The sequence below is a fragment of the Coprococcus intestinalis genome, from assembly GCF_023656595.1.
Taxonomy (GTDB): Bacteria; Bacillota; Clostridia; order Lachnospirales; family Lachnospiraceae; genus Coprococcus_A; species Coprococcus_A intestinihominis.
Window position 1 is genome coordinate 1 of sequence record NZ_JAMOKJ010000006.1, and the last position, 14,384, is coordinate 14,384.

The following is a 14,384-nucleotide window of genomic DNA, read 5'->3' on the forward strand; positions in this document are numbered from 1 at the left end:
CAGCTTCCTTCAGATTCTACCTTACGATAGACACCCTTGCTGTTCAGCTATACACTTCCTTGTCGCCTAGGCGTGTTCGGGACTTTCACCCGTTAGAGCGCGCCCATGGCGCGCAAACTAAAAATAATGGTAGGCTCTTTTGTGTCTACCATTATTTTATCACTTCAGGAGTCGCTGATGGCTGAGGCGCAGATGTGCCGGAAGGCGTTCTGCCGGGAATGTCGATAGGCTCCGGCTCTTTCTGATAGCAGCCCATAACTGCCGTGGTCATGGCGAAGAGAAGGACGGCCATGCAGATGATCGGACGAATGATTCTTGTGATTCTTTTCATAATGCTGTCTCCTTGCCGCGCTGGGATAGCGGCGCAGCTCAAAATGTCATTGATTAGCTTCTTGTAGTGATGAAAAAGGAACAGCTCAGCTTCCGGGCAATACCGGAAGCTGAGCTGTTTGTTGGCCTTAAAGGTGTGATAAAACGATTACCGTGCACGTTTTCTCTTAAGGTGGACGGCGCCGGCCAGAGCAAGGGTACTTGCCAGCAGGAGGGCGCTCCACAGCGGAAGATTGCTGCTGTCTCCGGTGCTGGCGCTGGCAGTGCCCTTGACGAAGATGGCCTCGATGGTATGGGGGCTGCTGACATTCTCAAAGGTGTAGGACTTCACCGCGCCAATGCTCTTGCCGTCAATCTTGACATTGGCAACAGCATAGCCCTTATCCGGGGTGATGGTGAAGGTCTGATCACCACCCTCACGAACGCTGACATTGCCGGAGGGAGAAATGGAGCCGCCAGCCCCGGCAGTTGCCTTGATGGTGTAGTAGCTGTCGTACCAACCGCCGCCACTGCTGGACTTGTGATACAGCTCAACCTCGCCGGTCAGGGTCGTGTAGTTGTCATCATCAGGCGTGAATCGCCATTTGTAGGTCGTGTTGGCCTTGACCGTGGTATCGTCGGGCAGGGGCTCGCCCTTGTCATCCACCCATTCCAGCTTGCCGTCACTGGGATTCAGAGTGCTTCCCTCGATGGTCAGCGTCACGTCCTTCAATGTCTTGCCACTGGTTGTGATCTTGGTGTACTTGGGCTCACCGGTGGGAGTGGCCGGTTTGATCATGAGCACGAAGGGGGCGCTGGTGACGTCGTTATAGTTGTTGTCGCCTGCCTTGGTCGCGATGACACTCACAGAGCCGACCTTGACCAGAGTCAGAACGCCGGTGTTGGGATCGATGGTCGCCTCGCCGGTGCTGATAGCATTGTCGATGCGGTAGGTTACAGCACCCATGCCGGAGCCGCCGGTAGTGGTCAGCGTCAGCTTTTCACCATAGATTACGGAAGTGTTGCCGGTGATGGTCAACGGCTTCTGATCGTCCTTTTCTGTCAGAGTGACGTTCAGCGTGATGGTGAAATCCTCGTAATTGTCACAGGACGCCTTGAGGATGAGGGTGATCTTGTCACCCGCCTTGCCGCCGGAGATGGCATAGGTCAGCAAGTTGCCGTCCGCTGCGAAGTCCTGCTTGGGCAGGACGATGCTCGCCTCGCTGCTGAACGTCCAGTCCTGCCCGGCGGGCAGTCCGGCCCAGTCCGGCGTGTAGGTGTGATCCGAGGCGTCCGTGTACTTCTGCTCCAGCTCGACCGTTTTGAGGTTGCCGCCATCTGCCTTGTTCACCGTGACTTCAAGTTCAATGTTCTCCACTGTGTTGTAGTTTTCGGTGTCCTTCGGAGTGAACTTTGCCTGGAAGGTCTTGGCGGCAGTCGAAGCGCCGCCCACAGATTCGCTGCTATCCATCCAACTCCAGCCGTCCGGCAGCGTCACATCCGCCAGCGTCTGACCGTATTTTACCGTCAGCCCGGTGGGAACGGTGTAGGTCGGCGTTGCCTTTGCTACCACAAATTCGCAATACACAGCTTCAAATCCGTAGTAGTTATCCGTATCACCAATGCTGGCGTACATACGGTAGGTACCGGCGTTCAGCGCGGGCGGATTGCTGATATCCCACGTCTGAACAGAGCCGCTGTCCGCAGCGGCATAACTGTAGGTCACTTGAGCATTCAAATCGCCCGTCTGGTCTGTCAAGGTCGGTGTGCTGGGCGTTTTACCGTAAGTATAGCCCGCCATGCTGAGCTTGCCGTACTGCCGAGCCTTTTCGACAGTGATATTCGATCTTCCCGAAACCGTTAAATACTTCTCGGTGTCAGTCGGTTCGAAAATCCACTCGGCTGCATAGGTACCGTTCCCAACCACGGGTATATGCGTGCCGTCCACCCATTCAAAGGTTCCATCGACATCCACGTTGTTGACATTATCATGGAGCTTGCCGGAGAGAGCGATGGTATTCAGGGCGTCGCCGTAGATGATGGCGTTCTTGCTCAGCGTCGGTGTGCCGGTGGGAGTGATCCTGTTCTTCGCGCTGACGTTGACGGTCAGCGTGATGTCCTCATAGTTTGCGCTCTTGATCACTACGGTCACTGTACCCACAGAACCAGTGGTTTCCACGTCATTTTTCTGAATGGGCAGGGTCAGCTCGCCGTTTTCCACCTTCGCGCCGCCGGTGTAGTAGCCGTCATTGAGTTTGATGTCGCCCAGCTCATAGGTGAGCGCACCGTACTCTTTGGGAGTTTCCAACGTGGGCAGGGTGGGGAGCGTCACAGTGTAGGTCTTTTCGTGGCCGTTTACAATGGTCAGCGCGGTTTCCTTGGTGAAGTCAGGCGCAGCGGCCTTGATGATGCTGCCAGTCGTAGGGAAGCTGCTCTGCTCCAGGGCGTAATTCTTCGCGGCCTGCTCCATCAAGGTCACTGTGGCAGTGACGTTCTTGCCGTTGCCCACACTGGCATCGTCAAAGCTGGCGGTCACGGTGTAGTCTGTGCCTCGGTTCAAGGTCACGTTGTCGAAGGTCACGCTGGGGATGTCCGCGTTTGTCGTGCCATCATAAGGCTTGGACGCAGCCGTTACCCCGGTGATCGTCAGCGGCTTCTTCCCAATGCTGACCGCCACGCTGGCGGGTGCGGTATCGTTGTGGTTTGCATCGCCAATCACCCGATACCACACGGTATATGCTCCGGCATCGGTGCCAGCAGGGATGTCCTGGCTGTATGTGCCGTTCTCGGTCAGGCTGTACCGCATGGTGCCATGGTCCGTCATGCCCGCAGTAATCAGCGCCTGCTCCTGTCCGGTATAGGTCAGATTTTCCTGCGCCGTGGGAGCGGTGAAGGTGGGGGTAGCCTTGTTCACCTTGATGGTCACAGTTCCGGTCGCAGTCGCGTATTTCTCGTAGCCCGCAGCCGGAGTGAACGTCCATTCGGCTTCATAGTTGTCCTTTGCATCTGGCTTGATTGTGCCATCTGTCCATGTGAATGTACCGTTGACTGCATCACCCGTGTTGGGGTCTTTCATCTTGCCCGAAATTTCGCTCTTGCTCAGTGTGTCACCGTAGGTAATCGGTGTTGCGGTGATTGTGCCGTCCGGCTCAGGTTTGATTTGGTCCACCGCGTTGAGGACGAGCTTCAGCTGAAAGTCTGCGTAGTTGGTGGTGGTGACATTCACCTTGACGGTACCGATCCGGCCGGTCATTTTTCCATCTTTCGCATAGAACTGTGCCAATGTCAGCACGCCTTTTTTAAACTCTACGATCGTCTCGTCGTAATAGTACCCACTTTGAGAAACAAGGGAAATATCAGCCTGACCATAGCTTATCGTGCCATATTTGCCCCCGGGCAGTCCGGGCAGTATATTATTGAAGTCATAGGTGTACGTCTGACATGTGCCGTTGATTATGTTCAGTGTGCCGATCGGGTTATTCATGGGCGCGGTGGCCTTATTGATCTGGAAGATCTTATCATCAAAATCCGCGCCGTTCAGCGTAAAGTCCTTTTGGGTCGTGCCGTCTTTAAAGACATAGCCCGCATTCTTTAACTTGATGGTGAAGGAGATGGTCTTTTCCTCTGTGCTTGCATCGGCGGAATCATAGTGGGCGTTGAGCACCTCATAATCTGCATCCTTAGCTAGCGGAAGGATACGACCGGTATAATAGCTGTCCGCGCTCTTAAATGTGATTTTCGCATTTGCAGGCAGGTCTGTCGTTCCGTCGTATGTCTTAATGATGTTCCCGACCGAAGCCGCTACTTTGAGCGGTCTGACCTTCCAATCGGCAGACTTACTCCCGGTATAATCGCCGTCGTCTGTTGCCTTGATGGTCAGCGTACAGGGGCCTACACCGGAGAAACTATCGCCGCCGGCAATGGTGAAATCCTTGTCCTTTTCCAGCGTTTGGCCTTTGTATGTCACGACAAACATCGGCACATCGGTCGCGGTCCAATAATTGAATGCCGCTTCATTGCCATCGGGGAATGTGATCTCGGCATTGCTGAGATTCGGCTTGGTGACGGTCAGCTTCTTTTCGGCGCTCTGCACCGTATAGCCGTCCTTGGTGGCGGTGAAATAAACGCTGTATTTTCCAATCGTGTTACAAGGCAAGTCTACAACGTAGTACCAGCTGGTGCCAATCTTTTGATATTCAGCTTTCCTCCGGCTGTATGTGGGCTCGTTGTTTCCAACGATCTCCCTGGTGTAGATGTATACATCCGCACCCTTCGCATTGCAGCTGGCGCAGAGCTGGACGGTCGTACCGCGCTCCACCTTCGGCGAGTTGCCGGTCAGGTTCTTGCCATCGACCTTCAGATTCAAGGTCTTGGAGGTGATGGGCAGGCTATTGATAATAACGTTGTTCAACTGCGAGTCTTTGACATCATTCGGAGCATACCACTTGTAAGTACCGTCCGCGCTCGTGATCTTGAAGCCAAGGCGGGTGGGCTGCTGCAGGATATCCTTCCACTCCGTGGTATCTGCCAACGTCAATGTGCCGATCACGGCAGGATATTTCGACCCGGCGAGTTTTGCACCCTTGTAGGCAACGACATTATCAATGCTGACCGTGGTCGTGTTTTTCGTGTTGCTCAAGGTGGTGGTGTTGCTGCCCGCAGCCGCCTTGACCGTCACTGTGCCCTTGATGGAGTGGCCGTTCAGGTTAAGTCCCGTGTCCTGCGTGCCGTCGATGGTATAATCGCCGGTCACGTCGGCCAGCAGCTTAAGGGTCGCGCCGCCGTCTCTGTCTGCGTCAAGGGCTGTCTGCAAATCAGCAAATCTCCGCTGCAGGCGGTTGCCCTCGCCATTGTACAAGGCTGTTTCAGCCACCGCGGGCGCGTTGCAGTAGGGACAGGCAGTGGAGTTGTTGTCAAAGCCGTTCTTGCCGCCGTGGCTGCACGACTTTACCACCAGGTCGCAGGTCTGGGAAGCGGCTGCCTCCAGCGTGAGCTGCGTGTCGTCACGGTAGTAAGCAAGCCCCGCTTTCTGGGGAAGCAGATCACCCAATGTGATGTTATTATTCAGCCGCAAACCGCTTCTCGAAATCTTTCCGCCGTACAGCTCGACTGTGCCGCCCCAAACCTCCAGCTGGAGCAAAGTGGTATGGTCATTCTTCGGATCAAATACCAGTGTACCGCCGTCCCGCACGGCCACTCCCACCGCGCCGTTGCCGCCGCTGCTGTCAATGACCGTCAGATTACCGGTGCGAACCTGGCTCGTGGGCGTAAGGCCGCCGACATTCAAGCTGTATCCGCTCAGACTGTGTCCGTCCAAATCCAGTGTGAGGGTTTTGCTGACATATGTATCGCTGGGCAGCATCGTGTTTGCCAGCAGCTTGACGGTCTGACCGTCAGCTGCCGCATCCAGCGCGGACGGCACATCGGTATAATAGGTTTCACCGATGCCGGCCGCGAACTGTGTCCCGCAGGCCGTGCACTTGCCGTCTTCACCGATGGTGCTCGCGCCCTCGGTGTTCGTGTGGGTACAGGAAAAGCCGCAGGCGCACTTGTTGTTCACCATGGTGTGAGTGTGTTCCTTGACGGTTACGTCGGCCAGCTCCGTTGCATTGCCGTCCTGCACGTCGTCGCCCTTGTAGAAAGCGTGCACCTTCTGCGTATCCAGCAGGGACATGAGCGGCTGCAACTCTTCTGCGATGTAGCTCTTAATGCTTTGGAACGTGCCGCCGCTGATGGCGATGATTCCGTTGCGCGTGAACTGCACATCGCCAAACGTGCCGTCCGTAATGTTCAGCGTAGCGCCGGAAGCGACAACCCATTCACCCGCGTGATTGGAGCCGCCATTGACGGTGACGGAAGCACCCTCCATTACGGTGAGGCCATACACCGTGCCGTTGCTGATGGTCGCAGTGCCGCTGTTCACGTCGCAGACAAGTCCCGCGCCTTCTGAACCGCCGATCTCGCCGCTCCGGATGTCCAGTGCGCCGGCCATGAACATGAGATTTGAAATTCTGCCGTAAGCGCCCTCGCCTGTAACAGTCAGGTTGCCTGTCGCGAGAGTTTCTTTTTTCTGCGTTTCCTCGTTAGTCTCTGAGAATCCAACCTCGAGGTAGTCGACCGTCTTGTGGTTCAGATCGAGCGTCAGGGTTTTGGTGACAACGGGTACGATGGAAGCATACTGTTCGAACGTAAAATCTTCACCGAGCGCATTGAGGGCGTCTGCATCCGTCACATGGTCTGCCAGCAGCTTGACGGTGTCGCCGTCCTGCGCCGCGTCCAGCGCCCTGGGGAGAGACTTGTACTGTTTGCCGTTCACCTCGGCTGCATCCGGCAAGCCGGTGACGGTGATGGTGGCGCTTGCCTGCACGGAGGTATTCCCCACCTCGTGAACGAACAGCGTGTACGTGCCACCGGGCGTTTCCTCATCGATCTTGACGGAGACGGTATAAGTGCCGTCGCCGTTGTTCTTCTGGCTGATGGTAAAGTAGCCATTGACCGCGTTGCCCTGAACATAGGCGTTCAGCGTGTCCGTGCCGGTATAATTGGCAGTGAACACGGCGGTCTTGCCCGCGGTAAGGCTCTTGCTCGTTTCGGTCAGCGTCAGGCTCGGCGCTGCGGGTGTGGTGCTGCCCACCTGTTTGTTGGTCAGCTTCTTTGCGATTTCGCCGCCTACTTTATAGGTATCGGTGTCAAAGCCAGCTTCCGCAGCGGTATCGCCGTTCACTGTGGCGGAGCCGTAGAGCGTTTTGGCGGCAGGCTCTGCCGCGCTATCCAGCTCGACCGCCTTCACTGCGCCGGAGATCAGCATATCCGTGCCATCGAAGTACAGCGTGCCCTTCACGCCGACCTGCGCGCCGCTGACAAAGGCAGAGCCGGAAAACACGTTCAGCCCGCCGTCGATGGCAGCCGCAGCGTCAGAGGGCGCGGTCATGTTGAGCGTGCCGCCGTCTACCTTCACAGTACCATCGACCGTGCCGCCGTTCAGCGTCAGACTGTCCGTGGCATCAATATTGCCGGTGATGCTGTGCCCGTTCATGTGGATGGTCGTCGCGGCGTAGACGGTGAGGTCTTCCGTGACGCTGTCGAGCAGCGTGATCTCGCCTTCCTCCATATTGTCCAAGATCTCCTGCACCGTTTCATACTGCGTCCCGCCGCTCTCCGCGACGTAGTGTGTCCCGCCGCTTCCTTCGCCGTTCTCCGTGACGTCGGCGAAGACTGCCGTGGGCAGCGTCGTCAGACAGAGCGTCAGCGCCATCAGCAGGCTCAATACTCGTTTTTTCATAAGATCCTCCTTTAGAATATACATATAGGGTTTATATCCAGCCCGTTCAAGCACAGGCACAGCTTTTATAGGTCATCCGGAATGAGCCGCAGCTTTTTCGCGGCGGTCTTGGCCTCCGCCCGGCGCTTCACGTTCAGCTTGTCGAGGATGTGGCTGACGTGGGTCTTCACGGTCGGCAGCTTCACATCCATGATCTGCGCGATCTCGGCGTTGGACTTGTCCGCGCAGAGCAGATGCAGAATTTGCAGCTCCGTGGGCGTCAACTCCTCACCGGGGGCAAGGCGGGGTTCGAGGAAATGCGGGTAGAATGCCGCCTGCTTCCGTACCGCCGCCATTATCTGCTTATACCACTTTTTGTCGCCATCCCAGTCCAGTGCCTCCAGCAGCGGCAACACTGCCGTGCCGTATACGCTGACGGTGCGGATGAAGCGGTACTCCGCCGCCGCATCCAGCGCCGCCGTCAATCGCTCGCGCCACCGCTCGTCCTTCTTGCGGTACAGGGCAATGGCAGTCAGGACATTCAAGTGAATGCCGTCGATGATGCGGGCGCAGTTTTGGACATACGGCTCCAGCGGGGCAAGCGTCAGCTGCACCGTGTCCGGCCTGCCGTCCTCCAGCTCCACCATGGCCTGGGTGAGATACTGGTAGCGCCGCATGACGTTCAGGTGCGTCAGCTCCCGCGGGGCTTTTTCCCGATACCACGCGTCCGCCGCGTCAAGGTCGCCGGTGTGCATGTCAATACGGCAGAGCATGGCGTCCATATTGGGCAGAAAGCGTGTCAAACCGCGCTCGGCAAAGTATTCACGGAGCACCTCGATGGTGCGCCGCGCGTCGGCGGGCTGTCCGCTAGCCAGCTGGCTGCGGGCCAGCAGTCCACTGACGGCGAACTCCATGTCCGGCGTGCCGCGGTTGCGGACCTCGTTCAACTGTGGGAGAAGGGACAGCATTCGACCGGCCACGTCCTCCCCCTTTTCAAACTTGCTCTCGGCGATGGCGCAGTCCGCAAGACCCACGCCGTCCCGCCCCAGCACCGCCTCCACGGGGAGACGGAGGGTTTTGTAGAGCAGGTCGTCCTTTTTGCTCCACGGGGAAAAGTCCTTGCCGCCGTTCATGATGCTGGGCAGCGCGCTTGTGACGGAGAAGGACGGCAGCGTCACTTCCTTGTTCATCAGCAGCCGGAACACAGCGGGAATGGTTTCCGTCAGACCGTTCACGCCCCGCTGGGGGAGAGAAATGTCCAGCCATGCAAGGCGGCTGCGGGCCTGCTTTCCGGCGGCGTCCTGCCTGCCGCAGCGCTCGGCAAATGCTTGCAGCTCACCGTACCAGCGCTCCGAGCCTTCGTAGTCCATCGCCAGCGCGCAGAGCATGCTCATGCCCTGCATCAGCGAGGGAGAGGCGAGAATTTCCGCCTCCGGCAGGCTGCGGTAGTATTTTTCCATCTCGGCATAGTGACCCATGCCGGGGTGGAGTTCTGCATTGCGCACCAGCAGCTCGGAGACCTTGGCATGGTCGCCGCCCCTGGTATAGCAGTCCAGCGCGCTGGAGAAGTCCTCCTTTAACTCATAGTAAAGCCCGCCGCGGCTGAGTAGCGCGCGGCGCTTTTCCTCGGTATACTCCCGTTCCATCTCCCAGAGGAGAAAAGCTCGGAAACCCGACCAGAAGTGGAAGCGCTGGCAGTCGTCGTAGCGCAGCATAGTGGTGTATCGAAGAAGCCAGTCCAGCCGTTCGCCGGCATGGGGATCGCCGCTGACCATCCGCGCCATTTCCAGGTCAAAGCTTTCAAAGGGAGCCAGCTCCAACAGGAAGCGCCGCACCGGCAGGTCAAAGCGCCGGTAGATGGCGGTCTCAAAGTAGAGGAACACCTCGTGGAACACCCGCGCCACCAGCTCCGGTGTCCACGGCTTGTCTGGGGACATACACCGGGCGGTGATGGCTACGCCCAGCGGATAGCCCACGGATTCTTTCAAAATTCCGTCGATCTCGCTATCTGTTACATTTGCTCCCGAAAGCTGAAACAGTCGCCGCACATCGTCCGCGTCAAAAAGCAGGTCGTCGGCCTCCAGCACCGTCATCAGCCCCGTGTACTGAAACGCCGTCAGGCAGCCGGGCGGCACACCGCGCGAGAGCAGCACGAAATGGCGCTCCGGACTTGAGCGAATCAATTCGCAAAGAGCCTGCTGCCCGGCTTCCTCCTGCATGAGCTGAAGATCGTCAATCAGCAGAATGTCCCAATCCTGCGCTGACGGTGGGATCGCGCAGTCTGGGTCTGCCGCGCTTTGCCGCAGCACATTCCGCCCGCGCAGCAGCGCGTCCGCCAGCACGGTCTTTCCAAAGCCGCAGGGCGCGCTGAAAAAAAGGACTCTGCCATGCGCTATGAAGCTGTCAAACCGTTTCTGAACGGAGGACTTTATGATGATATTTTCGGTCATGTCTTCCCTCCCTTTGATACAGTGCGAGATTGTCATAAGCCTTTTGCCACCTATCTCAAATTATATTATACGCGGCTGTTCTGAAATGTAAATCATCCCAAAGGATGAGACGCGCTGCATAGCAAACGGCTGTGCAGGCCAGCATTTCGTGAGGTGAAAAAGAAATCGCACAGCATCAGGCCAAAATGCCTGCGCTGTGCGATTCGGTGTTTACTTATAAAGTCTTGTCACTTCTTACTGTGTCACAGGAGAATCAAAATTAAAGTCGCGGCGCAATGCGGCCTGCCCATGTTCTGTGTGATATTCGTCTTCAACGCGCACAGAGCAATTATATTTCGACAATAGTATAGCATGAAAACGAGTTGAATAAAACGAGAAAAAGGAAATTAGTTGTATCTTTTCTTTGAACGTACGCTGCTTTTGCGATAATTTCCTGAAAACTGGCCAAAACACCCTGTTCAGATTGTAGTATGGGTAGAGGGGAAATACGGGGGTACGAACGGGAGCAAGAAAGCGGCAAGCAATGCAAAGCGGTACCCACTTTGCGAAAACAGGCGGATTCCGTTCACACGGAACCCGCCTGTTTCATGCTTGTTGGGGCGCTGCCCCAATCCCCGCAGAACACAGAATTTGTGTTCTGAAACGATGGATAAATCCATTGGCTGCGCGATTTTGCAAATCGCTTGTGTGCGGGCAGCTCAGCGCTGCTCCGCCTCTTTTTCCCGTCGTTCATTCACTTCCTCCTGTTCCTTGTCCAGTTCCAGAATACGGTCGATATTGGCTTTGGCCGTCAGCAGCTCTTTCATTTCCTCACGGGCTTTTCGGTAATCAGTGTAGGCGGCTTTCTTCTCCGCCAGCAGCTCGGCGTACTCGGTATTCAGCGCCTTGATGGTGGGCAGCTTCTTGAAGCCCAGTCCATCAAAATAGTTCTTTGCGGCCTTGTGGATCGTGATCTCGCTTTCATGCTCTGCAAGAAATTTCTTGGAGTACCCGGCCTTGCGATAGGCAACGTAGGTATCGCGGGTCTTAGCGTAACCCACGATATGCTCCCGCAGCACGGCAATCTCGGCCATGTGTGTTTCCGCAGCCTTAATCCTTGCGGAAAGCTCATTGAAGTGAGCGGACGCTGCCGCCGCTTTCTCCGAGAGAACGGCGTAATCTAAAAGCTCATGGTCTTGCAGATAGGCCACCGTCTGTGCCATCTGTTTCAGGTTGAACAACGTCGCCCAACGCGCATAACCGGCACCCTTGCCAGCGCGTAATTTTGCCTGAATGTCCACCAGCAGATTCCCGCTGCGCTTTTCCGGTTTGACCGGCGCGGCGGCGTTCTTTTGCGGCGTATGCGCCTTTTCACCTGCAATCACCGCGCGGAGATCTGCGGGAGTATAACCGTCGCCGAGGGTATCCATGCGAATGGACTTTTTCTGTTCGCCGCCCAGCAGGGATGGGACTTTTTTGCCCTTGACCTCATACCCGGTCTGCCGCAGCAGCTCCAGCAGCGTTTGCAATCATGGTTGCATAGCGGTAGTAGTTGTGAATTCCGAACACCATCGAATTGTACAGAGTAATTTCTCTGGCTTCGTCATCTCGGTCTTGAACATGGGCAATCTGCTTGACCTGCTCAATAAGAGCGGCTTTTTCTTTTGAAATTGCTTTTTCGGTCATATGTGATTTAACCACATACCGTTTCCGCTTCCTGACTGCTTTCATTTCAAATCCAAGAAATTCGGAGTAGTGCCGTTTTAGATTGACGATTTTTGACTTTTCTTCACTGATTTCCAGTTTGAGCCGGTCTTGCAGCCACAGTTTTACAGCAATGAATACTTTTTCTGCATCACTGCGTTTCCGACAGAATAACTTGAAATCGTCTACATAGCGGACAATATGCACTTCCTTGAGTTTGGTGGTATTTTTGAAAGCACCATAAATCGCCGTTTTATTGATTGTGCCATTTGGCCGTACTTCACAGCTATACTCATATTTGGTGGGCATATTCTCCCATTGGGAGTCAATCCACCAGTCAAGCTCATTTAGTACAATGTTTGAGAGAAGCGGCGACAGAATACCACCTTGCGGCGTTCCTTTCGTCGGATGTTCTACCGTTCCGTTCGGCATTATAATAGGTGCTTTCAACATCTCTCGGATGATACATAGTAGCTTTTTATCCCGTATTCCCATGTGCCAAATCTGCTGTATCAGCTTTGTGTGGTTCACATTATCAAAGAAGCCCTTGATGTCCACATCCACCACATAATAGAGCTTTTGCAGGTTTATCATTTTATAGCACTGGGCGATTGCGTTCTCCGAGGACGCATTTTCCCGTTTGGTTTCGGGATTTCCACCCGCTTTACAGGCTTTGGTTTATAAAACATTAGCTTTCTTTGCACAATACTGACATATTGGTTCACCGGGAGTTTTTCTATATCCGCAATGGTCCGTTTGTCCGTACCGGCTGTTGTGCTGCCGCCGTTCCGCTTGATGTTTCGGTAGGCAAGTCGGATGTTTTCTTCACTGCTGATAATATCCATCAGCTTTGTAAAGGTCTTTCCATTCTTGCTATCTGCATACAGCTTGTCAAACGTTGGCTGCATATCATAATACTCGCTGTGCCTTAGTTTCTTTTGCTTTGTCATAGGCAACACCCCCTTCGGGCTGTTTTTCTTTGTCATACTCGAAGCTACGAATGTTCTTACCTATAACTATTTTTTATAATGACTGGTCGCCTTACAATATAGTCCGGATTGTGGATGTAATCATTCAGGCACTTCGGGCATAGACAACGAATATTTTCTTTCCCCTCCGGCTTGTAAACCCAAAGTCCAAAAGTCTTTTTCAAAGTTGCGTTTATCTGCCTGAAAAGTTTATCGTCATCTACCGTACCTATGTATTCACGCAAATCCTCTCTATTGACTGTCCGTATCTGCTCCAGAAGAACCATTGACGGTTTCTTCAGTCCAAACTCCTCGCCAAGAATAATGTGCGATGGCAAATATCTTTTCTTGATTACACTTGTAACCGCTGCAACCATAATCGTTGGAGCATTCTGGTTATAATCGTCTGCCTGCACCACAAGCACCGGACGCTCTCCACTCTGTACGGAACCCACTCTTTCTCCAAAGTCGTAATAGAATAAATCTCTACGACTGATCATTCTTTCTTTCATATGTAAAACCTCGCTTTTCTTATCGTCTAATTTGTCATTTTCATCCGGAATGAAATAACCCTCTCACTTATTTGGAATTAAAATCGCTTTTGACACCCTATTTTCTGAAAAAGTCTCCGAATATTTTTTCGATCTTCTTCTTTGCTGCGAGAATATGTCTGTCGACAACCTGATGGGCAACGCCTTCTGCTTTGGCAATATCCCTTGCACTTATTCCATCTACATATCGCATTACCAGATACTTATGCTGCTTCTCTGTAAGACTCGCCATAGCTGTAACAAATAAACGCATCTTTTCTTCGGCTCGTCGATTGTAATAATCGTCCATCTCCTGCTGTTCTATAAAATCAGGTACGGATACCTCTGAATGCATATTCTCAGTAGTTCCATCATCATATCCAAAGGCATCGCTATTGTTATTCTGGCGTTTTCTGTACTTATCCTCATTTCTGTTGTATGCCTGTATCGCTTTTCACTGCTCAACAGAAAGCAATACGAATGGTATGTACTTCTTCACTTCATCTGGATATTTCTCAAACAGTTCCTGCTCTGATAATTCAGACACAATCGCCCATTTCTCCTGTCCGATATAACCTGTGTACTCGTATTTGAGGTTGATGAGTTTACAATCCTTTGCAAAAAGTTCTTTCTGCTGTGTTGCTGTATATGTATTTTTCATTTCCGTAATCTCCTTTGATCTGAATTTTTGAATTTGCTCGTTTCAAAAATTCGGAGATCACGGATACTTCGCTATTTGGCACTGCCAAGCGTTATAAAACATAAAAGTCCTTTCCCAAGTAAGGGAAAAGGCCTAATACTGCACGAAGCATAATCGAATAAAACAGCAACAAAAAAAGCACCGTCGAATCTGGACATCAAAGAATACTTCTATTCTTCACTTATCCGGCTTCGTACGGTGCTTGGTAGTTTAGCAAATAAATTGCTTATCTCCGCTTACTCGATTAGAAATCGTTTCGATATTTACTTGTAATCTTCATCGCCTGCAATTCCTACTATATCCGTTCCTACGGATTCTTCGGAAGTAAGCAAGATTTAAAATGTGGACATTCTTGCATTTCTGACACTTCACACTCAAATGTCCGGTTGCGTCTGAAAATACTCTTTGTATCCTGAACCCGCAAGTCGGACAGAGAATATCACGCTCTTTCAGACTTTCTGCTTCTACTCTTGACAGAAGCAA

Annotated in this window: 8 protein-coding genes and 1 pseudogene; all 9 read right to left on the bottom strand. The window is 53.6% G+C overall.

Annotated elements, in window-relative coordinates; genetic code table 11:
• Positions 1 to 151 precede the first annotated feature (151 nt).
• The 9 genes and pseudogenes from NBH03_RS06050 to NBH03_RS06090 all read right to left on the bottom strand — a co-directional run bounded on the left by NBH03_RS06050 (position 152) and on the right by NBH03_RS06090 (position 13,862).
• The gene (locus tag NBH03_RS06050) at positions 152 to 331 is read right to left on the bottom strand and encodes a hypothetical protein (protein ID WP_250798161.1); all 180 of its coding nucleotides are present in this window, start codon (positions 329 to 331) and stop codon (positions 152 to 154) included.
• Positions 332 to 478: 147 nt separating this feature from the next.
• Positions 479 to 7,591 carry a YDG domain-containing protein gene (locus tag NBH03_RS06055; RefSeq protein WP_250798166.1) on the bottom strand — a complete coding sequence of 2,371 codons (7,113 nt, stop codon included), beginning with the start codon at positions 7,589 to 7,591 and terminating at the stop codon, positions 479 to 481.
• 65 nt (positions 7,592 to 7,656) lie between these two features.
• Positions 7,657 to 10,020, bottom strand: coding sequence for a LuxR C-terminal-related transcriptional regulator (locus NBH03_RS06060; RefSeq protein WP_250798167.1), 2,364 nt, complete (start codon positions 10,018 to 10,020; stop codon positions 7,657 to 7,659).
• 698 nt (positions 10,021 to 10,718) lie between these two features.
• Positions 10,719 to 11,525: pseudogene (locus NBH03_RS06065) on the bottom strand (relaxase/mobilization nuclease domain-containing protein); the annotation flags it as partial.
• Entirely contained in the window at positions 11,488 to 12,297 is an 810-nt protein-coding gene (locus NBH03_RS06070; RefSeq protein WP_250798173.1) for a reverse transcriptase domain-containing protein, read from the bottom strand. The gene NBH03_RS06070 and the pseudogene NBH03_RS06065, both read right to left, overlap by 38 nt.
• The gene (locus NBH03_RS06075; protein WP_250798178.1) at positions 12,294 to 12,653 is read right to left on the bottom strand and encodes a reverse transcriptase family protein; all 360 of its coding nucleotides are present in this window, start codon (positions 12,651 to 12,653) and stop codon (positions 12,294 to 12,296) included. Before NBH03_RS06075 ends, NBH03_RS06070 begins: the two co-directional genes overlap by 4 nt.
• 56 nt (positions 12,654 to 12,709) lie before the next feature.
• Positions 12,710 to 13,183 (bottom strand): type II toxin-antitoxin system PemK/MazF family toxin, encoded by a 474-nt coding sequence (locus NBH03_RS06080; protein WP_250798180.1) that lies wholly within the window; start codon positions 13,181 to 13,183, stop codon positions 12,710 to 12,712.
• Between the two features lie 97 nt (positions 13,184 to 13,280).
• On the bottom strand, positions 13,281 to 13,556 hold the full coding sequence (locus NBH03_RS06085; protein ID WP_250798184.1) for a sigma-70 region 4 domain-containing protein: 276 nt from the start codon (positions 13,554 to 13,556) through the stop codon (positions 13,281 to 13,283).
• Positions 13,557 to 13,655: 99 nt separating this feature from the next.
• Positions 13,656 to 13,862 carry a hypothetical protein gene (locus tag NBH03_RS06090; protein WP_250798188.1) on the bottom strand — a complete coding sequence of 69 codons (207 nt, stop codon included), beginning with the start codon at positions 13,860 to 13,862 and terminating at the stop codon, positions 13,656 to 13,658.
• Positions 13,863 to 14,384 lie beyond the last annotated feature (522 nt).

Coding starts and splice junctions, on each gene's coding strand:
- NBH03_RS06050 (WP_250798161.1), bottom strand. CDS start 331: ATGAAAAGAATCACAAGAATCATTCGTCCGATCATCTGCATGGCCGTC.
- NBH03_RS06055 (WP_250798166.1), bottom strand. CDS start 7,591: ATGAAAAAACGAGTATTGAGCCTGCTGATGGCGCTGACGCTCTGTCTG.
- NBH03_RS06060 (WP_250798167.1), bottom strand. CDS start 10,020: ATGACCGAAAATATCATCATAAAGTCCTCCGTTCAGAAACGGTTTGAC.
- NBH03_RS06070 (WP_250798173.1), bottom strand. CDS start 12,297: ATGATAAACCTGCAAAAGCTCTATTATGTGGTGGATGTGGACATCAAG.
- NBH03_RS06075 (WP_250798178.1), bottom strand. CDS start 12,653: ATGACAAAGCAAAAGAAACTAAGGCACAGCGAGTATTATGATATGCAG.
- NBH03_RS06080 (WP_250798180.1), bottom strand. CDS start 13,183: ATGAAAGAAAGAATGATCAGTCGTAGAGATTTATTCTATTACGACTTT.
- NBH03_RS06085 (WP_250798184.1), bottom strand. CDS start 13,556: ATGCATTCAGAGGTATCCGTACCTGATTTTATAGAACAGCAGGAGATG.
- NBH03_RS06090 (WP_250798188.1), bottom strand. CDS start 13,862: ATGAAAAATACATATACAGCAACACAGCAGAAAGAACTTTTTGCAAAG.